The 20,375-nt window shown below is 43.6% G+C and carries 20 protein-coding genes, 1 tRNA gene and 1 pseudogene; 16 read left to right on the forward strand and 6 right to left on the reverse strand.

All coding sequences use genetic code 11. The features are described from left to right. Positions 1–39 precede the first annotated feature (39 nt). The 3 genes from DWW60_RS07035 (at position 40) to DWW60_RS07045 (ending at position 2,770) form a co-directional block, all read left to right on the forward strand. A complete protein-coding gene (locus tag DWW60_RS07035; RefSeq protein WP_055144107.1) occupies positions 40–1,497 on the forward strand; it encodes an NCS2 family permease in 1,458 nt (485 codons plus the stop codon). Positions 1,498–1,598: 101 nt separating this feature from the next. Continuing rightward, a tRNA-Arg gene (locus DWW60_RS07040) sits at positions 1,599–1,670 on the forward strand. 47 nt (positions 1,671–1,717) lie between these two features. Then, positions 1,718–2,770, forward strand: a complete 1,053-nt coding sequence (locus DWW60_RS07045; RefSeq protein WP_117874772.1) for a hypothetical protein — start codon at positions 1,718–1,720, stop codon at positions 2,768–2,770. Positions 2,771–2,819: 49 nt separating this feature from the next. Here DWW60_RS07045 and DWW60_RS07050 read toward each other — a convergent pair whose 3' ends face one another. After that, complete coding sequence (locus DWW60_RS07050; protein ID WP_055272751.1) at positions 2,820–3,284, reverse strand: Lrp/AsnC family transcriptional regulator; 465 nt, start codon at positions 3,282–3,284, stop codon at positions 2,820–2,822. Positions 3,285–3,598: 314 nt separating this feature from the next. Here DWW60_RS07050 and DWW60_RS07055 point away from each other — a divergent pair, with 314 nt between their 5' ends. The 9 genes and pseudogenes from DWW60_RS07055 to DWW60_RS07095 form a co-directional block, all read left to right on the forward strand. Next, positions 3,599–4,303: a pseudouridine synthase gene (locus tag DWW60_RS07055; protein WP_015533510.1), complete on the forward strand. Its 705-nt coding sequence runs from the start codon at positions 3,599–3,601 to the stop codon at positions 4,301–4,303. A gap of 35 nt (positions 4,304–4,338) precedes the next feature. Next, a complete protein-coding gene (ligA, locus tag DWW60_RS07060) occupies positions 4,339–6,375 on the forward strand; it encodes an NAD-dependent DNA ligase LigA (RefSeq protein WP_117874774.1) in 2,037 nt (678 codons plus the stop codon). Positions 6,376–6,454: 79 nt separating this feature from the next. Further along, positions 6,455–7,363 carry a homoserine O-acetyltransferase MetA gene (gene metA, locus DWW60_RS07065; protein WP_055223972.1) on the forward strand — a complete coding sequence of 303 codons (909 nt, stop codon included), beginning with the start codon at positions 6,455–6,457 and terminating at the stop codon, positions 7,361–7,363. A 430-nt stretch (positions 7,364–7,793) separates the two neighbouring features. Continuing rightward, positions 7,794–7,967, forward strand: a complete 174-nt coding sequence (locus DWW60_RS07070; protein ID WP_255415660.1) for a TnpV protein — start codon at positions 7,794–7,796, stop codon at positions 7,965–7,967. 124 nt (positions 7,968–8,091) lie between these two features. Beyond that, positions 8,092–8,805, forward strand: coding sequence for a TetR/AcrR family transcriptional regulator (locus DWW60_RS07075; protein WP_243002932.1), 714 nt, complete (start codon positions 8,092–8,094; stop codon positions 8,803–8,805). After that, positions 8,802–9,989, forward strand: a complete 1,188-nt coding sequence (locus DWW60_RS07080; RefSeq protein WP_117874777.1) for a hypothetical protein — start codon at positions 8,802–8,804, stop codon at positions 9,987–9,989. Before DWW60_RS07075 ends, DWW60_RS07080 begins: the two co-directional genes overlap by 4 nt. A gap of 300 nt (positions 9,990–10,289) precedes the next feature. Further along, positions 10,290–10,532, forward strand: coding sequence for a hypothetical protein (locus DWW60_RS07090; protein ID WP_015533507.1), 243 nt, complete (start codon positions 10,290–10,292; stop codon positions 10,530–10,532). Positions 10,533–10,812: 280 nt separating this feature from the next. Further along, complete coding sequence (locus tag DWW60_RS13505) at positions 10,813–10,971, forward strand: hypothetical protein (RefSeq protein ID WP_167530871.1); 159 nt, start codon at positions 10,813–10,815, stop codon at positions 10,969–10,971. Next, a pseudogene (locus DWW60_RS07095) lies at positions 10,968–11,463 on the forward strand (type IV secretory system conjugative DNA transfer family protein); the annotation flags it as partial. The gene DWW60_RS13505 and the pseudogene DWW60_RS07095, both read left to right, overlap by 4 nt. 205 nt (positions 11,464–11,668) lie before the next feature. On the opposite strand, the gene DWW60_RS07100 reads toward DWW60_RS07095, so the two are convergent. Then, positions 11,669–12,463 (reverse strand): helix-turn-helix domain-containing protein, encoded by a 795-nt coding sequence (locus tag DWW60_RS07100; protein ID WP_117874781.1) that lies wholly within the window; start codon positions 12,461–12,463, stop codon positions 11,669–11,671. 115 nt (positions 12,464–12,578) lie between these two features. Between DWW60_RS07100 and DWW60_RS07105 the strand changes: the two genes are divergently transcribed. Next, positions 12,579–14,048, forward strand: a complete 1,470-nt coding sequence (locus tag DWW60_RS07105) for an alpha-N-arabinofuranosidase (RefSeq protein WP_004853264.1) — start codon at positions 12,579–12,581, stop codon at positions 14,046–14,048. Between the two features lie 144 nt (positions 14,049–14,192). On the opposite strand, the gene DWW60_RS07110 is transcribed toward DWW60_RS07105, so the two are convergent. The 4 genes from DWW60_RS07110 to DWW60_RS07125 all read right to left on the reverse strand — a co-directional run bounded on the left by DWW60_RS07110 (position 14,193) and on the right by DWW60_RS07125 (position 18,194). Further along, the gene (locus DWW60_RS07110) at positions 14,193–14,771 is read right to left on the reverse strand and encodes a TetR/AcrR family transcriptional regulator (RefSeq protein WP_117548794.1); all 579 of its coding nucleotides are present in this window, start codon (positions 14,769–14,771) and stop codon (positions 14,193–14,195) included. Positions 14,772–14,865: 94 nt separating this feature from the next. After that, entirely contained in the window at positions 14,866–16,425 is a 1,560-nt protein-coding gene (locus DWW60_RS07115; RefSeq protein ID WP_117874783.1) for an AMP-binding protein, read from the reverse strand. Between the two features lie 68 nt (positions 16,426–16,493). After that, the gene (locus DWW60_RS07120; protein ID WP_015534183.1) at positions 16,494–16,742 is read right to left on the reverse strand and encodes an acyl carrier protein; all 249 of its coding nucleotides are present in this window, start codon (positions 16,740–16,742) and stop codon (positions 16,494–16,496) included. A gap of 60 nt (positions 16,743–16,802) precedes the next feature. Next, positions 16,803–18,194, reverse strand: coding sequence for a condensation domain-containing protein (locus DWW60_RS07125; protein ID WP_117874785.1), 1,392 nt, complete (start codon positions 18,192–18,194; stop codon positions 16,803–16,805). Between the two features lie 534 nt (positions 18,195–18,728). On the opposite strand from DWW60_RS07125, the gene DWW60_RS07130 reads away from it, so the two are divergent. From DWW60_RS07130 to DWW60_RS14025, 3 genes are all read left to right on the forward strand, one after another. Beyond that, entirely contained in the window at positions 18,729–19,175 is a 447-nt protein-coding gene (locus DWW60_RS07130) for a LytTR family DNA-binding domain-containing protein (protein WP_022216054.1), read from the forward strand. 11 nt (positions 19,176–19,186) lie between these two features. Further along, the gene (locus tag DWW60_RS07135; RefSeq protein ID WP_004853253.1) at positions 19,187–19,642 is read left to right on the forward strand and encodes a DUF3021 domain-containing protein; all 456 of its coding nucleotides are present in this window, start codon (positions 19,187–19,189) and stop codon (positions 19,640–19,642) included. A 261-nt stretch (positions 19,643–19,903) separates the two neighbouring features. Beyond that, positions 19,904–20,134, forward strand: a complete 231-nt coding sequence (locus DWW60_RS14025) for a type III toxin-antitoxin system ToxN/AbiQ family toxin (RefSeq protein ID WP_015534180.1) — start codon at positions 19,904–19,906, stop codon at positions 20,132–20,134. Positions 20,135–20,375: the final 241 nt, after the last annotated feature.

Consider the following 20,375-nt stretch of genomic DNA (forward strand, 5'->3'; position numbering starts at 1 on the left):
TTGTTTATATTATACTAAAACGAGAAAAGGAGAGTAATCATGGACAAATTCTTCAAAATCTCAGAGCGTGGGTCTACAATCAAGACCGAGATCATGGCAGGACTTACAACATTCTTCGCCATGGCATACATCGTTCTGGTCAATCCAAATCAGGTTGCAGGAGAAGGCAGCAATGGCTGGCTGGCAGGGGCAGTTCCAGACATGGCTGGTGAGCTTGGTACAGTATGGAATGCTGTATTCATCGCATCTATTCTTGTTGCAATAGTGGGAACACTTCTCATGGCGTTCCTCGCGGACATGCCATTTGCACAGGCCTGCGGAATGGGACTTAACTCATTCTTCTGTACTATCTTCGTAGCTGGTGCAGCATTTGCAGGTGTGAGTGTTATCAGAGGTTATCAGGCAGGTCTGGTAATAGTATTGATATCAGGTCTCGTATTCCTGATTCTTTCAGTGACAGGACTCAGAAAGTACATTGCAGTTGCAATGCCTGAGTGCCTTAAGAAGTCAATTCCGGCAGGTATCGGTCTGTTCATAGCTCTTATCGGACTGAAGAATGCAACACTTATCCAGGACAACCCATATACATTTGTTCAGTTCTTTGATTTTCACGGTGTGATCACAAGCGCTGGCAGCACAAAGGAGGCTATTGCACAGATCGCACCTCCTATAGTAGCATTTGTAGGATTTATAATAATTGCGATCCTTGCAAAGCTTAATGTAAAGGGTAACATTATCATAGGTATCCTTGCATCTACAGTATTATATTATGTTATGATGCTTCAGGCACCTAACTTTGATTTCTCATCGATCGGACAGTCATTCAAGGATTTCGGTTCAGTCGGATTCCTCGGAGTGTTCCAGGGACAGGCATGGAAGGATGCATTCTCTGCTGAGTATATCGGCGGTGTGTTCTCAGCAATCATGCTTGTTGTCAGCTTCTGTCTGGTAGATATGTTTGATACCATCGGAACTCTCTATGGTGCAGCTTCCCAGGCTAATATGCTTGACGAGAAGGGTGACCCAATGAAGCTTGACGAGTGTATGATGTGTGACTCTATAGGTACTGTATCAGGAGCTATTCTCGGTACATCAACATGTACAACATTTGTAGAGTCAGCTTCAGGTATCGCTGCAGGTGGTAGAACAGGTCTTACAAGTTTGGTTACAGCAATCTGCTTTGCAGTATGTCTGTTCCTCAGCCCTGTTGCCAACATCATTCCATCATGTGCAACAGCACCAGCACTTATCTTCGTAGGTGTACTTATGGCTAAGAACTTTGCAAAGGTTGATATGGAGGATATGCGCTCAGCAGTTCCTGCATTCGTGACATTCCTTATGATGCCACTGACATACTCTATTTCAAATGGTATCGGTCTTGGCGCTATCACATATGTTCTTATCACACTGTTCACAGGCAAGTATAAGAAGCAGGATATCGTAGTGACGATTATTGCACTCTTATTTATAGTAAAATTCGTTTCGGTAACTATGTAATTATTTAGTGACACAAGAGAATTCAAAGCGTTCCCGCATATAAGTGCGGGGACGTTTTTTTATTTGCCAAAGTGAGTTTTTTGTAGTATCATACCAACTGTGTACCAGTAGCCAATCGGATACGGCAATGGCCTCCGGAGCCATGACGGGCGGTTCGACTCCGCCCTGGTACGCTTTTTTATACTCTGATATTTATTTCGTAAAAGGATGATATGCAGTGATGAAGAAGAAAAAGAATTTGGAAGCGGAAGAACAGAATATAGAAAATGAAGAGCCGGAGTTGGATGGGAAATCAGAGATCGGTGGAGATTCAGAGACAGATGATGACTTAGATGACGGTGAAGATCCGGAGTCAGACGATGAATCGGATGACAGTGGAGACTCGGGATTAGATGATGACTTAGATGACAGTGAAGATTCGGAGCTGGCTGATAACTCAGAGCCCGGCGGAGCTTCAGAGGTTGAGGAGACCCCGGCGAGACAGAAAAGGCCGTATGAGGATTATGTCATAGAAGATCCTGAGGATATGGATGATGCACCGGATACCGGAGATATGTTCGATGATGAAGAGCTGTATGGCGATGACGATTATTTTGCCGAAGAGAAGGCAAAGACGCGGAAAGGCCGAAGAAGATCCAGACATGGCGGGATCTCTGGTGGCGTTCTTGCCTTGCTGTGGGCGGTATTTCTGATACTTGTCGGAGTCTATGTGTATGTATTTTTTATAAACGATAAGCTGTTCACAGAGAACATAACCGGAAGAGATAACACGGTGAGACTGGAGATACCAGACGGAGCAAATTACAGGCTGTGTACGATCGATGAGATAAATCAGCTAGTGAACAATTATCTTTTGGCGAGAACAAAGGCAGATCAGACGACACTTCAGAGACTGGTCACAGATCCGTCGGAATTTGACGACATGAAGAGCATTGAGATAGCAGCGGAGTATATAACAGCGTACAACAAGACCACCTGTTATATAGCCAACGGATATACCGCAGATTCGTATATCGTGTACGAATTATCCAATCTGATGATAAAGGATGTCAACTCGGAACCGCTCGATATAAGGTCGTTATATGTGACGAAACAGTCAGATGGAAGCTACAAGATCAACAATTTGGCTTTGTCTGACAAGGAGAGCTCGTATATCAACACCATCAACTCATCTGGTGATATACAGGCGATATATGAACATGTAAAAGAAAACAATGATTATCTGCTTAGAACGGATGAGACATTTAGAAAGTTCCAGAATATGTATAATTAAAGAAAACGCAGGCTTTATGCCTGCGTTTTATATTATCACTGTATGAGACTTATATTGCCTCGGAAGAGTTCACATCATCTGTGTCGATCAAAACCCCTCTGATAGGAACCGGTGTGGAAAATACTATCTGTGTCTCTGTGCTGCCAAATCTCTGGAGCTGTCCGATAAATGAGTCGAGATCCATGGTATTAGGAAAGCAAACCTTCATGAGCATGGAGTGCGCACCGGTCACACAGTTGCATTCAAGTACATTTGGACATGCTTCAACAAATGGATAGAAGGTTGGCTTCTGTTTTGGATCAAGAGCCATGTGTATAAATGCTGTGATGTGATATCCGAGAGCCTCATGGTTGATGCTTGCGTGATATCCGGTCAGTATTCCTGCTTTCTCAAGTCTCTCTATTCTTGCTGAAACTGCCGGCGAAGAAAGGAAGACTTTGCTGGCCAGATACTTGAGTGGCGTTCTGGCGTTGCCCTGTAAAAGATGAATGATTTTTCTGTCGATGTTATCCATAATATGCACTTCCTTTTCCTAAAATAAAAAAAGGTGCGTTTCCGAAGAAACACACCTTTGCGTTTGTTTAAATATACATTAATTGATAAAAAAAATCAAGGACTTTTACAAAATTAATTTAACTGAATCTTTGCTGTGGGTTATACATGGTGTGATGAATGGTTCACAAAATGAAAAATAAATGGTATGATGGTTCTGCATATTGGTTAGAATTTACTGGCCTTGGTCTGGCTGATACATGGTGTATGCTGACCAGAAATTAGAATGTGAGATATGTATTAACAATATAGGAAAATAATAACAGAGGAAAGATTATGGCGGATGGAATAAGACTTAACAAATATCTCAGCGAGGCGGGCGTGTGCTCAAGACGCGCTGCGGATACACATATAGAGAATGGAAAGGTTACGATCAACGGAGAGACTGCAGTCATGGGTCAGAAGGTCATGCCCGGGGATGTGGTGACATTCATGGGTAGGAAGGTTCAGCAGAAGGATAGGACAGTGATCCTGGCATATAATAAGCCGATAGGACTTACCTGTACAGCGAGTAAGGCTGATCCAGACAACATATTTGATCACATAGATTATCCGATCAGACTTCAGTACGTGGGAAGGCTGGACAAGGACTCCCAGGGTCTACTTCTTCTGACAAATGATGGCGACCTGTCAAATGCCATCCAGAAGTCGGTGAACAACCACGAGAAGGAATACAGAGTGCGGGTGAACCGTGAGATAACAGAGGACTTCATCAGGAAGATGTCGGATGGAGTGCCTATACTTGATACAGTGACAAAGAAATGTAAGGTGCGAAAGATAGATGACAGGTCATTCATGATAGTGCTGACACAGGGCCTCAACAGGCAGATCAGACGAATGTGTGATGCATTGGGCTACAGGGTAGTGAACCTGAAGAGAGTCAGGGTCTGCAACGTGAAGCTTGGCAATATGAGACCTGGAGAGTTAAGGGAGCTCAGCCGCGAGGAAGAGGCAGAGCTGAGACGGATCGTGGGGATGTAGTAGAGAGTGTATATAGGATTTTTTGTGGGGTGTGTATGGAAGATATTAGTAGAAATACCAGTGAAAATATTAAAGAAAATAATGACATCAGTAGCAATAACGATAATGGCAAGATAACCAGAATTAAAGAACTTGTAAAGCAGCTCAACGATGCTGCAAAGAAATATTATATGGAAGATACAGAGATCATGAGCAATCTGGAATATGATGCTCTGTACGATGAGCTGAGTGCCCTGGAGAAAGAGACCGGGATGGTCATGAGCAACAGCCCGACGGTCAAGGTAGGATATGAGGTCGTCAGTGAGCTGCCGAAGGAGGCTCACGAGCATCCAATGCTCTCACTTGATAAGACAAAGGATGTAGGTGCTCTTGCGTCATGGCTTGGCGGTCAGAAGGGCGTAATATCCTGGAAGATGGACGGACTCACCGTTGTCCTCACGTATGAGAACGGAGAGATGATAAAGGCTGTCACTCGTGGAAATGGTGAGATAGGAGAGGTTATCACGAACAATGCAAAGGTATTTGCAAATGTACCTCATCACATCCCGTACAAGGGCAAGCTGACGATCAGAGGCGAGGCGGTCATCAAATATTCGGATTTCAATGCGATAAATGAAAAGATAACGGATGCGGAATCTAAGTACAAGAACCCGCGAAATCTGTGCAGCGGCTCAGTGAGACAGCTCGATAACAAGATAACAAAAGAGAGAAATGTACATTTCTTCGCTTTTAATTTAGTGGACGGTGAGGATGTGGACTTCCACAATTCATTCAAATATCAGCTTGACTGGTTGGTGCAGCAGGGATTTACCGTGGTAGAACACTACCTGACAGACTCGGCGGCACTTCCTGATAAGGTGAGGGAATTTTCAGAGAAGATAACGGAGAATGACTTCCCATCGGATGGTCTGGTACTCATGCTGGATGATCTGGCATACGGAAGGAGCCTGGGAACCACAGCCAAGTTCCCGCGAAATGCCATGGCGTTCAAATGGGCGGATGAGGAGGCAATCACCCATCTACGCTATGTGGAGTGGAGTCCATCAAGAACCGGGCTCATCAACCCGGTCGCTGTATTTGATCCGGTGGAGCTTGAGGGAACAACAGTCAGCCGTGCCAGCATACACAACGTCAGCATACTTAAGTCATTGGCACTGGGCGAAGGTGATGAGATCTCTGTGTACAAGGCGAATATGATCATTCCGCAGATTGCAAGGAACCTAACCATGAGCGGTAACGTGGTCATACCGGCTGCGTGTCCTGCATGCGGAGGAGAGACTGAGATAGTGAGGGAGGAAGGCGGTGCAGCGTCAGGAGTTGAGACTCTGTACTGCACAAACCAGTTCTGCCCTGCGAAGAAACTCAAGTCATTTTCACACTACGTGTCCAGAAATGCGTTGAATATAGATGGACTCTCAGAGGCGACCATAGAGAAGTTCATAGATGAGAAGATCCTCGAGGAGCTTCCTGATCTGTATAAGCTTGAGGCTCACAGAGAACATATAGTTGAACTCGAGGGATTTGGCGAGAAGTCGTACAACAAGCTTGTGGCTGCGGTGGACGCATCCAGACAGACGAACATGTGGCGTCTTGTCAATGGTCTCGGCATTGCAAATGTCGGAGAGGCGACAGCCAAGCTCATGGCCAAGCATTTTGCAAATGATATGGATGCCATGGAGAAGGCAGATGTGTCAGCATACGTTGAGATAGACGGAATCGGTCAGGTTATAGCAGAGGATATAGTCAGATACTTTGAAAATGAGAAGAATTGTGCTATCATAGATAGGTTGATGGCTGAGCTTACGTTTGTGGATGAGACATCTGATACGGAGCAGGATCTGGCGGGCAAGGTGTTCGTCATAACCGGTTCGCTCACCCATTTTGACAACAGAAATCAGCTCAAGGAACTGATAGAGAGCAGAGGAGGTCAGGTTACAGGTTCTGTATCTGCCAAGACCTCATATCTTATAAATAACGATGTGAATTCTACATCATCCAAGAACAAGAAGGCGAAAAGCCTTGATGTACCTATCATATCTGAGGAGGATTTCTTAGAATTGATTGGACAGTAGGGTAACTGCGGTAGATTACTTGGTGTGTGCTGCTGCATGTTTGCTTGTATAAGTAGTAAATGGAAAGGAATGAATAGAGATGCCGATAAGAATAGATGATGATCTGCCGGTTAAGAAAACATTGGAGGACGAGAACATATTTGTCATGGGAACAGGAAGGGCGCACAGCCAGGACATAAGACCCCTTGACATTCTGATACTCAACCTCATGCCGCTGAAGGAGGACACAGAGCTGCAGCTCATGCGAAGCCTGTCAAACACCCCACTTCAGGTGAACATCACGCTTCTTAGAACCATGTCCTACGAGTCCAAGAACGTGACAAAGGGACACCTTGACAGATTCTACGAGGATTTTGACAGCGTAAAGAACCGCAAATGGGACGGTTTCATCATAACCGGAGCACCTGTTGAAAAGATGGAATTTGAGAATGTTGACTACTGGGATGAACTTCGCGAGATCATGGATTGGTCCGAGACAAATGTCACATCGACCATGCACATCTGCTGGGGCGCCCAGGCAGGACTCTACTACAGATACGGTGTGCAGAAGTTCGACCTTCCGCAGAAGCTGTCCGGCATATACGAACATCACACCTTCCACAAGAGAACACCGCTTGTCCGTGGCTTTGACGATGTATTTTACGTGCCACATTCAAGATACACGGGCGTATCCAAGGAGGACATTGTAAACAATGAGCACCTTGAGATCGTAGCCGAGTCAGACGTGGCTGGCCCGTACCTCATAATCGGTGACGGCGGTAAGAACATATTTGTCACAGGACATCCTGAGTACGACGTGCTGACCCTCGACCAGGAGTACCACAGAGACCTCGCCAAGGGACTTAATCCACAGATCCCAGTGAATTATTACCCGGACAACGACCCGGAAAAGAAACCAGTGAAGAAGTGGAGATGCCACGCGAACACTTTGTATGCGAATTGGCTCAATTATTACGTTTATCAGCTCACACCGTACAAGTGGGAGTAGGAGCCGGTGAGACCGCATAAAACCTATGGATTTAAGCTAAATGCGTTACATATCAATAAAATCATAAATGTATGTAAAATGATGTGATTTTCTGTAATTTTATGATTTTGTGGCGATTAATTGGTGTTTTTTCAAAATGCAGATGGTGTTTTTTAAACGGCGTTAGTCGGGAAAGATATTTAAAACACAGCACTATGTAGATGAGTGGTAGTTATCTATGTAGTGCTGTGTTTTTCGTTGTAATTTCTTAATCTATAGTATTTAGAAAGGCGAGTAATGCCTCTCTTTGTACAGAGTTGAGTCTATATATTCTGGTTGACAGTGGATCATTGATTAGAACCTTATTATCATCATCAAAAAAATCCCTTAATGAAATGTCAAGTGCTTTGCACAATTGGAAAAGAACTTCTATTATCACCGTAAGCAATCCGTGCAGAATGCCGGAGAAGCAATATTATCTCGGCTGGTAAAACAGTTTTCCGAAAAAGAGGGCGTAACGGAAGCCCTCAAAGCGGAAAATCAAATGCTGTGGGTGCAGAGGATGAACAACAGACGGCGGCTTTTCCTTTTCAGGCAGTATTCAATAAGTAATAAAGTTCCGTGAGTAATGGAAGAAGCCAGCGTTTGCGGAAATGTCACAATTTACGGAGGTAAAGTTTCAAATTCCACTTGCCTTTTTGCACTTGTTATGATATTATTAGTATGCGTACTAGGATGCTCAAAGAGAGGTGATATATTTGCGGAGAGACAGCAGTGAAACAAAGAGGAAAATACTGACCGTGTGCGTCCGTCTCTTTTTGGAGCAGGGGTATAAAAACACCTCTGTCAGTCAGATTGTGGATGAAGCAGGTGTTGCAAGAGGAAGCTATTTGAATTTGTTTCCTACCAAGGACAGAATTTTGCTGGAATTGACCGAAACGATGTTCGGCGGACAGTTCGGCGTGGCAAGAAGCATTGCAGACAGCAAGCTGCCGCCGGTTTACGCTTATGCGGTGGAAACGGCGATTCAACTGACACTGACCGAGTTGAACGAGAACCTGCGGGAAATCTACATCGAAGCCTACTCCCTGCCCGAAACATCGGAATATATTTACCTGCATACCACAGCAGAGCTGAAACAGATTTTTGGTGAAAAATTTCCCAATGATACCGAGAGCGACTTTTACGAGATGGAAATCGGCACGGCGGGACTGATGCGCAGCTATATGGCGAGAAAATGTGATATTCATTTTCCGTTGGAACGCAAGCTCAGCCGCTTTTTGACGGCGGCTATGCGGGTGTATCGGGTACCGGAGGCAGAGCAGGCAAAGGTGCTTGCCTTTATTCAATCACTGGATATCAAGGCAATCGCCACCGAGGTAATGTATAAGCTGTTCGCCATGTTGGAAATGAAATATGACTTTAAGCTGTCAAAGGACAGCAAAGGAGAGGAGACTATATGAATAAGAAAATTTTGAGCGTTGTGCTCATACTGTGCCTGATGCTGGCTGTTATGCCTATGACGGCATATGCGGCGGATATTGCGTTATGTACTAAATGCGGCCAGAGACAAACGGTAAGGGTGACTCGTCAATACGCAAATGATAAATGGCATCGATGCGATCTTACATGCACGGTGTGTGATAATACATGGGATTACTGGGAGTCACACATATGGAGCGGAACGGCGACTTGCACAAGCGGAAGGACATGCACGCTTTGCGGCGGATCTTCCGAACCGCTTGGGCACGACTGGGGCGCTTGGACGCAGAACAGCGATGAAAAGACCCACACTCGAATCTGTAAGCGTGACACCAGCCATACGGAAACCGAGAATTGCCACGGCGGCACGGCGACCTGCATCGCCAAGGCTGTCTGCACGGTCTGCGGCGGCGAATACGGCGAGATGGCGGCACACAGCTTCACTGCCGAAAAAGCAGAGGCGCAGTATTTGAAGTCTGCTGCAACCTGTACCAAAAAGGCGGTCTACTACAGGTCCTGCGCAGTCTGCGGTCTGAGCTCCGAGGGCACGGCGGATGAGGCGACCTTCTTCTCCGGCAATGCGCTGGACCACAACTGGGGCGCTTGGACGTCCAACGAAGACGGCGCCCATACCCGCACCTGCACCGTTGACGGATGCTCTGCAGGCACGCAAACGGAGAATTGCATCGATGCAAACAAAGACCACAAATGTGATATCTGCGATTATATAATCAGCGAGTGTGCAGACGATAACAAAGACCACAAGTGTGATTATTGCGGCAAGAAGCTGACTGAGCACACCGGCGGGAAAGCGACCTGCAAGGACAAGGCAAAGTGCGAAGTCTGCGGTGCGGAATACGGTGAGCTTGATGCGAAGAACCACACCAACTTAAAGCACTTCCAGGCAACTGCGGCGACCAAGACCACCGAGGGCAATATCGAGTACTGGTACTGCGAAGGCTGTGGTAAATATTACAGCGACAAGGACGGTACAAAGGAAATCAAAAAAGCCGACACCGTAACGGCGAAGCTGAAGGACGATTCCAAATCTCCGCAGACCGGCGATACAAGCAACCTTGCTTTGTGGATTGCCTTGCTGTTTGTCAGCGGCGGTGCAGCCATTGGCACAACGGTTGTCAGCAGAAAGAAAAAGTACAACAGATAATTGAATAGCGTTCCCTTGCTCCATCTTCCGAGCAAGACAAAAGCGTCGTAGCGATACGGCGCTTTTTTGTTACCCGGAAGCGACAAACAGCGGCTTTTGAATGGTTGGCGGTAAAGGATACCGCCGCTAAAACAAAGCCGCTCATATCGAAAGAAAACGCCCAAAATCGCCCAGAAAAATGACAGTTCGGAGAGGTTTTGGGCATTTCTGCGTTTCGGGAGCAAATCGGCAGTGAAAAGGAGGTGCTCGCTATGCCCCGTATGCCGAAATACCTCAAGGAAGAATTGGCGTTCTTTCTTGATGAGCGTGGCAGGAAGAAATACAACGAGCTTTGCAGGAAATGCGAAAGGAGCTGCAAGCAGCGTTTCATACTATCAAAGACAGTATTTCAATGCGTCCTCTGCCGTGGAACGATTGCAGGAACGGTATGACCGGCTCAAAGAAAAATGCCAGCCGTTTTTGCAGGCACTGGAACACTTTCCAAAGCTGGTGGAGGTCTTTGTGAAGAAGGTCAAGGAGCTTTTCAGTATCAAGGAAGCGTAGGAGCGCAAGGAACGGGAGGACAGAGCAGCCGCCCGAAAAGAACAATCCAAACATCGTCGGGGCAGAAATGATTGGGAACGGCAATGCCGCCAAGCTGGACATTCAAGAGTAGCATCCGAACCACGAGCGCTGCGGGAAGGGTATCACGCTCACGGAGGACGAGGGCAGAAATCTTTACGCAGCACTCAAGGCAATCTATGAAAAGGAATAATCCTTTTTCGGCTGGTAACGGGGCGTTCGGAAACGGACGCCCCTATTTTTACGGAGGGAGGTGATGACCGTGGAGGATATGAAAACCGGCTTTGTAGAGAGAATCGGCGGCACCATTTTCGTTGTCAACGCAATGCCCGCAGAGAACGCAAAGCATACGCAGGAGGAGCTTGTAAAGGCTCTGATTGCAAGAGAAGCAATGGCTTTGCAGGAAGCAGATGTTGCCTGATTGCCAACACGACACCTAAAGGTGCCACCCCATCTGATCCGTTCTGGGAGAAAGCAGGGTAAGCCGTCAAAACTGGATACAAGAATGAAGTTTTTACAGGAGAACAATCCTCTTGGAGCTAATCATCCGGCGGTAAAGCAGTATAACAAATGTATGAGAGGTGCCGGAGATACCGTTCGTTCTATTATTATCAGTGCAAATTCCAGACTGGCATTTCTTGAAAATAAACAGGTACTCAGGCTGCTTTCAAAGGATGATCTTAATCTGCCTGAAATAGGGATAGGAGTAAATGGGGATGGTGAAACAAAGACAGCTCTGTTCTGTGTAATTCCAGATAGTGATAAATCATATAACTTCATTATCGGAATGTTATATACACAGATATTCCAGGAGTTATATTATCAGGCAGATTTCAATTGCGGTGGCAGATTACCGATTCATGTGACATTCATGCTTGATGAATTTGCAAATGTTGCATTGCCGGATGATTATATCCTTGACGAGATTGCCAAGTTTGTTGCTGTGCCACATAATTCCTGTCGGAGCTTTTCGGGGACAGCCGCTGTACGCCCAAGCCTTAATATCTGCAGGAGAGCCGACGATATATGTTTCCGTATCTTCCGTAAAGTCAACAATTATGCCAACCGAAGCAATATCTGCGCAATGTTCAAAAAAATTCATCATAAAAGTTTATTCCTTACCATATAAAGTTGTTTTTCAAATTATCATTCTTGGAAATTTTCCTGTACTCACTCGGTGTGATCCCTGTTCTTTTTTTGAATATCTTCATAAAGCATATCTCATTTCCGTATCCGCAGAGGTCGGATATTTCCTTAACGGTCATATCGGTGGTCGAAAGATAATATTGTCCTGTCTTGATCTTTGCGGATAAAATATCTTCATAGCAGCTTATCCCGAATTTCCGTTTGTATATTGCCTGAAGATATGACGGACTCAGATTCATTTTTTCAGCAAGCTGATATATATTGCTGTAGCTCCCTGCATTGCTGTAAATATCGGTGCGGAGCATTTCAAGAGCGGAAATGCGGCTTTTATCGCTGTCAGGGTTTATGCTGCTTTCGGATATTTTCATAAGTATCATCTGCATAAGCATATTTTCGTACTGTTTCCTGTTGGTCGAATCGGCTACATTTTCACGGCATAATATCGTAAGCAGCTCTTCAATTGCAGGAATATCCGCCGAGGTGATAAGCGTGTCAGTTTTTATCCCATTCATAAGCTCGGTATCGTCCGTATCAAAATGGACAAAGTGATTAACATAACTTCCGCACAGAGTTTTGTAATGCTGCATTGTTCCCTTGCTGTATAAAATGAGGCTGTCGGGAGAAACGGTTATTTCTTCACCGTTTTGTATCAGAACAGCGGAGGTCTTGAAGATAACAAGAAGATCATCTCCCGAACCATCCGGTCTGCATATTTCAAAATTCCCTTTGTGTCTTACGTTCTGACAGACTGTGTTTATACTTATCATATCATCACCTCAAAGTACGAACGGTTAGTATAATAATGTTATAAGTCATTGCAATACCAAAGTCAATGACTTATATATGATAATATAATAATTCAGTATGCGGCGGAGGTATAATATGAAAAAAATATCAATAGTAATAAATGCAGACGACAGGCTCGGACATATCTCTCCCGAGATATACGGACATTTTTCCGAGCATCTCGGAAGATGTATCTACAACGGTATATATGTGGGTGAAAATTCACCTATTCCGAATACAGACGGAATAAGGAATGATATCATCGAGGCGTTCAGAAATATAAAAGCTCCCGTTTTCCGCTGGCCCGGCGGCTGCTTTGCGGAAGAATATCACTGGCAGGACGGTATCGGTGAAAAAGCCTTGCGCCGAAAGATCGTGAACACGAACTGGGGCGGAGTTACGGAGGATAATTCTTTCGGTACACACGAATTTATGCGCTTCTGTGAGCTTGTTGGCTGCAAGCCTTATATAAACGTCAATGTTGGCAGCGGCAGTGTTCGTGAAATGTCCGAATGGATAGAATATATGACCTCAGATGCGGAATCGCCTCTCACAGAGCAGAGAAAGAAGAACGGCAGAGCCGAGCCGTGGAAACTCGAATACCTCGGTGTCGGCAATGAAAACTGGGGCTGCGGAGGAAATATGCGTCCCGAATATTACGCCGACGTTTATAAAAGGTATCAGACGTTTTGCCACAATTATTCGGGAAACAGACTTTACAGAATAGCCTGCGGTCCAAGCTCTGCCGACTATAACTGGACAGAAGTCATGATGAAAAATCTTGACAGCAATAATGTTGATGCTATCGACCTGCATTATTATACGATGCCCGTATGGCCCGAAATGGAATCAGCCACCGATTTTGACGATGAGCTTTATTATAAAACTATCGCTGCAGCGAACTTTTCCGATGAGCTTATCACAAGACATTCGGAGATAATGAATCGCTATGATCCCGAAAAGAAAATAGGACTTGTAATAGGCGAGTGGGGCTGTTGGCATAAGGTAGAAGAGGGTACGAACCCGGGATTTTTATATCAGCAGAATACTATGCGTGATGCTATCGTTGCTGCAATAGAGCTGAATGTTTTTAACAGACACAGCGACCGTGTTGTAATGGCAAACCTTGCACAGGCGGTGAATGTTCTCCAATCGGTCATTCTTACAGAGGACGATAAGATGATAAAAACGCCTACATATCATGTTTTCGACCTTTTTAAAACACACCAAAACAACGAGGCAGTTTACTGCTATACGCAGAACGAAAATATGTCGGAAGGCAAAAATGCTCCGATGATCTCGGTTTCCGCATCGGTGAACGAAAAGAGTATGACCGTTACCGCCGCAAACTGTTCGCTTACGGAAGAGGCTGCTGTTGAATGCAGCATTTTCGGATTTAAAGCATCATCGGTTTCGTGCAGGATACTTACAAACGAGGCGCACAGCTATAACGACTTCGACTGTCCCGACAGGGTGAGCATTACCGAGCATACGGCAGTCATCAAGGATAATGTTTTAAAGCTGAATATTCCGCCTTGTGCTGTTGTGGAATGTGTTGTTGACTAAATATTGGGGCATATTCACAGTGCATTTCGTCTTTATAATAAAAATATAAGCATAAGAGCTGCGTTTCATTAAAGAAGCGCAGCTCTTTATGTGAGAATGTATAAAAAACACATCTCCCCAACACCACTAGATGAAGAGATGTGCCTACACCCCCAAATACGGTCTCATACCATCCAGAAATGCTTCTGTCAGGAAAGCAGACATCTTGTCGCTGCTTTCCTGGCAGTTATCCACCGCAAACTTGTGCAGTATACCAACCACGCCGCCTATTGCGTATGCTACGGCGTATGAGTATTTCTCCTGGGCCAGGCCGGTCTTGCTGGATTTTTCCAGAATTAATCGCACGTATCTATGGAACATTGTCAGTGCCTTTTCCACGAAATCATAAGCCTCAGGTGTGGCAATGATGATCATGAGAAATTTATTTGCTTTCATGTATTCGCATAGAGACCTGAAGAACTGGTGGCAGATCTCAAGATTGCCTTCTGGTTTGAAGCTATTCATGATCTGAAATATTTCATCGACGATGCGGTCTTCCATGGCATTGATGAAAGCAGGCATGTCTTCGTAGTGGTTGTAAAATGTGCTTCTGGTCACACCTGTGAGTTTGGTTATCTCGGACACGCTTATTTTGTTCAGAGCCTTTTGACCTGCAAGTATCTTGAATGCATCTAGAAGGTCACTTTCAGTTCTATCATATCGGGGATCGGTTGAGTTGATCATGGCTGTCTCCTTTATCTGCTGCCTGGCTTGGTGCTGCAGTTTTGTCACTATCTAATACAGCAATGTTACAACAATAATGCGTGTGAGTCTATTGTTATACGAGATTTCTTTTGATCTTTTTAGTCGAACTCTTTTCAAATGGCTCTTTTCTTATATCCAGTGCAGAGATCCTTTTGTATGTTGGCTGGTTTTTGTTGAAGGTATCAATGATTTTTTGCAATTTTTCAGATGTCTTGGCAGCATCCATATGTTTCTTATCTACAAAATCTTGATCTGGATATATGTGAGCAGTGAGATGGTTGCCGTCGCCGGTAATGACTATTTCTGAAATAAGGGGCTCTATAGAAAGCTTTCCTTCCAGTTCCTCAGGGGAAATGTTTTCGCCATTTGCCAGAATGATGAGGTTCTTTTTTCTTCCAGTTATATACATGAAACCATCGGAGTCGAGATAACCAAGATCTCCGGTGCAGAGCCAGCCGTCTTGAAAAGCTTCTGCGGTCTCGTCTGGCATGTCGTAGTATCCGGACATGACGCTTGTGCCTTTTACCTGAATTTCCTCATCGACAAAACGAACAGCACAGTTGTCCAGGAGTTTGCCAACGGATCCGGGTCTGTTGTATCTGTGATTGTTGGAGCAAATTACAGGGGAGCATTCAGTCATGCCGTATCCCTGGAGTATGTCTATTCCGTATTTTTTGAATTCGGTAACATACATAGGATCCAGATATGCCCCTCCGCAGAATATATATTCCAGTTTACCGCCAAATGCTTCCTTTGCAACCAGCTTTTTAGGAAGGAGAGAGTTGACATCTTTGAGTTTTTTGTAAATGGTTTCTACCATGAGAGGAACCATCAGCATGCCAACGGGCTGGAACCGTTTCATGTTTTTCAGCATGTGGAGCAACGAGTCATTGATGCAGATAGTGGCGCCCAGTGAAATGCCCTTCATCCATTCCATTGTCAGGCAGAATGCGTGATGTATAGGCAGAACGCTCAGAATAGTTACACCAGGCTCCAGATTTACAAATACATTTTCAACATTTTGTGCGAGATTGAATTGAGACAGCATGACGCCTTTGCTTTTGCCTGTTGTTCCAGAGGTATACATAAGCGTACACATTTTATCCTTATCCTGATCGGCAAATGCAAAGTCATCCGGTATGGTAATTTCGCTGAGGAGCTGTTCAAATGACAGAATTGTTAATTGTGGATTTGAATCTGCACCCTCCAGATGCTCTATATCGACTTTCTTTTCCATGGTGAATACAATATTCATTTCGGGACAATCGTCTGTCAGTTCTGTTATCACATCCTTTCTGGATGCTCCGCAGAATAATGCAGTTGATTCTGACCGATTCAGAAGTTCATGTAATTCCGGAGCAGACAGGTTTGCATCCAGCGGTACAGCAGTATTTCCCGTGAAAAGTATAGCCATGTAGGCGCAGATCCATTCATAAGAGCTGCTTCCCACCAGTGCAATATGTGTTTCGCAGAGTCCATTATTTCGCAAAATGACAGCAGTTTTGCGAATGTCATCCCACAGATCTCCGTAGCTCTTTTCGACAATCTCTCTGTGAGACAGATATTTAACAGCTATTACATCTCTATGTATCCGACAGCTTTTTTCAACAATTTCCAGAATATTTTCTTCCATATATCATATCTCCATTTCTTTTATGTGAGGCAAAATGGGACATACTCCGTCGTCCCAGATTTTTAATGTTAAACCGATGCAGAGGAGCTTGTCAGGTTGTCAAGGTACTTGATGGCGTCTTCTATAGTGTGAATATTGATGATCTCATCTTCATCGATTTCCACGTCAAATGTATCTTCAAGGTCGCCGAGAAAAGTCATGAAATCAAGGGAGCTAAAGCCCAAATCTTCTATGAATCGCATATCATTAGTGATTTCATCAGCTGGTGTATTGCAGTATTCGGCAACAATGTTCAAAAAAGTTATATTAGTATTCATATTAAAAATCTCCTTATTGAATTAATTAAAAGGGACAGGAACCTCCGTCCCCCAAAATGGTCAGATGCATTCGATGATTTCGCCCACAGTCATTTCTGGCTCGGCAATGCCTTTGAAGATTATCTTCATAAGGTAGTAGTAGAACAGTTCAATGTCCTGTTCGGAGAGACTTGCGGTCTGGTATCTGAAATAGAAATTCAGGCCCAGATCATTTGCACTGTGCATGACAGTGAGATAGATCTTTTGTTTTGATGTACCATTTGGAATCCACATGCTCCTTACGGAAATGTCTTTGAGATGCGGATTTTTAAGCCTGATAGGAAGAGGCTGGTAAGTAAGCCCCACGCTCTCATAAGTAGTGTGTGGAGGAGTGTGGAACATTTCTTTCATCTGGTCAGACAAAAGTTCCGGGTCATAATTGCAGTGTCGGTATACATGATTCTGAACATCCTGAATCATGAAAACTGCATCCAGAAACTCTGTGTCCGGATCGATGATGGTTCTGCAAGGATATGCCATTGCGCGAGAGCCACCTGATACCCACTCGGCATGTGTGGAACGTCTTGAAACATAATTCCTTATGGAAATGTCAGTCTGTCCGCCATTTGCCTTGGAGAGATAAGTTCGTATTCCCATGAGAATGAGGTTGGTCATGGATATGTGATTGTTCATACAAAAATCCAGAAGATTCTGGGTTGGCTCAGCATCCAGATGATAGTTCTTTGTAGCGACAGACAGGTTGTTGGTCTCCTGATCTGCAGCGCGGAGTGACTTGTCATTGTGAAGGCGCCTGCTTTCCTGAAGTATCCGTTGTCCCTGTATATCGGAGTAAATAGGTTCTCCATTTTCCTCCAGCACATTTTGCCAGTACATGCGGTCTTTTGAGACACGTTTTTCGTCTGTGCTTTTTTTAAGATCACGTTCGACCATGTCAGTGAAACTTGCCATGTCCTCGGGATAAGGCGTGCCAAATTTGTAATGACAGTACAGTTCCATGATGTCATTCACCATGACGATAGCTCCACATGAATCCATGAGTCTGTGATCGATCTTGATGTACAGCCCATTGTAGCCACCCGGAAGTGAGATCATTTTTATCACGTTCATTGGAATATTGTCCCCGTCAAACGGAATTCTGGACCATTCTTCCATGCGGTGATAAGCGTCATCACCGGAAAGCCATGAAAGGTTTTCGTAATCAATATCTCTGTCATCGTGAGAAACAACATATTGCCGTACCTCTCCATTTGGGTCAACTTTTGTAAAACGGATTCGCAGGCATTCGTATCTCTCGTATTCCAGTTGTATGCATTTTTTCAGCAGACCAAAATCAAGCGGCGCCTGCAGAGTCATACAAATGCTTATATTTGCTACTTGCTGAGTGCCAAATTCAATAATTGGTTTGAAATGTATCTTTTGTGAAGGTGTTAATGGATAATATTTTCTTGGCATAATTTACTCCTCCTGATGTTCTGATACGCTGTGGGAAAAGTTATCATAAGAAAGATGAGGATTCAATATGCCGGATCCGCTAATGGACACTTTAGATGAAATTGACCGGAAATCGGGGAAATCGGGGACGTTCCTTCTGTCACCAAGAGTGTCCCCCTGTAACGAATAAGACAGGGGGACACTCTTGGTGACAGAAGGAACGTCCCTACATGTATTAAAAATCAGAGCGATAAATTTGAAGTCTCACTTGAGGTATTTTAAGGGATTTAATAACTGTTATATTTGGTTATAGAAATCTCGGCAAACCCTTGAAAATACTAAAATTTTCGTGGGTGTCCTCCCCGTCACATCTTGTATTGTGTTATATCGTTTTACCCTTGTTTATGAACCCTCATAAGGGAAAAAACAAGGGAAAGAATCAACTGAGAAAACATTGTTTTTGACCAGTTAGGTAGAAAAAATGACCACCTATTGATAAAGTATAGATAATAATCCTAATTCAGATATACTATAAAGCAAGAAAGGAGGAAGATCATGAAACTGAATATTAATATCGATGCGGAAGCTAAAGAACCTGAAATTATGATTACAACAGCACAGATGACGGAAGAAGTTAACAGAGTTGTTGATTTTGTAAGCAGATTAGATGATGCTCCAACAATTATTTCCGGTATCAGAGAGGATAAGGTCGCACTATTAGATCCGGATCACATAGTAAAGATTTATGCAGAAGACAGTAAGGTTTTTACCCAAACTGACAATGGTACGTATCAAATTAGATTGAGACTATATGAAGCGGAAGAAAGATTGGATAACAGTAAGTTTGTAAGGATATCAAATTCAGAAATTGTGAATCTTAAGAAGGTTAAAAGCCTTGATTTAAGCTTTGTAGGAACAATTTGTATGGAATTATCGAATGGGACTGTAAGTTATGTTTCCAGAAGATATGTTTCAAAGATCAAAAAAGTATTAGGATTATGAGGTGACTAAAAATGAAAAAAGAATTATTTTCTAGAATATTTGTTGGATTATTGGGTGGAATTGTAATTAGTTATTTGATTACAATTGGAATTTCACTTGCAATCGGTGATGGTAGTTACTATTCATGTGTTCCGAGTTTGATTGAACGATTTGGCAATGAGGTAACAGCGATTATCATACAGACTGTTTTAAGTGCCGTTCTTGGAGCAGGATTTGCAGGAGCATCTGTTATCTGGGAAATAGATAAGTGGAGTTTATTAAAACAAACAAGCATTTATTTTGGAATTGTATCTGTACTTATGATGACAGTTGCATATATTTGCGAATGGATGGAGCATTCTGTTAAAGGTGTATTAAGCTATTTTGCTATTTTTGTTGCAATATTTGTTGTAGTTTGGATAGTACAATATTTGATTTGGAAGATACGTATTTATAAGATAAAAGAAGGCATTCAAAAGAATAATTAGTCGAAATACACAGAGTACAAATCGAAGATTTGTGCGGTGGGTGTATTTCGCTCTACGAGGCTGAAAAATGATTTGTGCTAAATATAAAAAGATTATGAATTTTTAGAAATTCATTGACAAAAGAATGGCATTTGGTTCAATAATATTGAAGGAGGGTCCTGCCGATAAGTGGACGTTCAAAAAGCGTTAGGGTCGCTACGGTGACACTACATTCAAGGACTATGGAAACATAGTCCTTGAAATATTTTAAAGAAGAAATGAATGATTCAAGCACCATTAGAAGTATATCGTATTGATATGAAATACATCAGAAACTTACATAATATAGATGACAGAGTTTTATCGGTATCTCCTCAGATTGGTAAGGACGAGCGACCTTTTCTTGGAGTGCTTGTTATTTGTAATGAACATAAGTATTGTGTTCCCTTATCTAAGCCAAAGGAAAAGCATGAAAAAATGAGGGATAAAATTGATTTCAAAAAGATTGTATGAATTGTAATTTTCCGCATTGAATATTAAGAGACTTGTTGGTGTATGTCTTTTGCTGTTTTATTATATTCTTTCAAAAAATGAAAGCTAATCTTTGAATAAATATCTTTTGAATTTAAGTGACGCTTGACACATTTTCCCCGTCTATTAGAGTGAAAGGCCTTAATACAAAGGAGGAGGAGAAGCCTATGGATGATAAGCAGATATTAGACAATATGTAATGACCTCCACATTGTAGGTTCGT

This window comes from Coprococcus sp. AF16-22 (assembly GCF_003461545.1).
In the GTDB taxonomy this organism is placed as follows: domain Bacteria; phylum Bacillota; class Clostridia; order Lachnospirales; family Lachnospiraceae; genus Coprococcus; species Coprococcus aceti.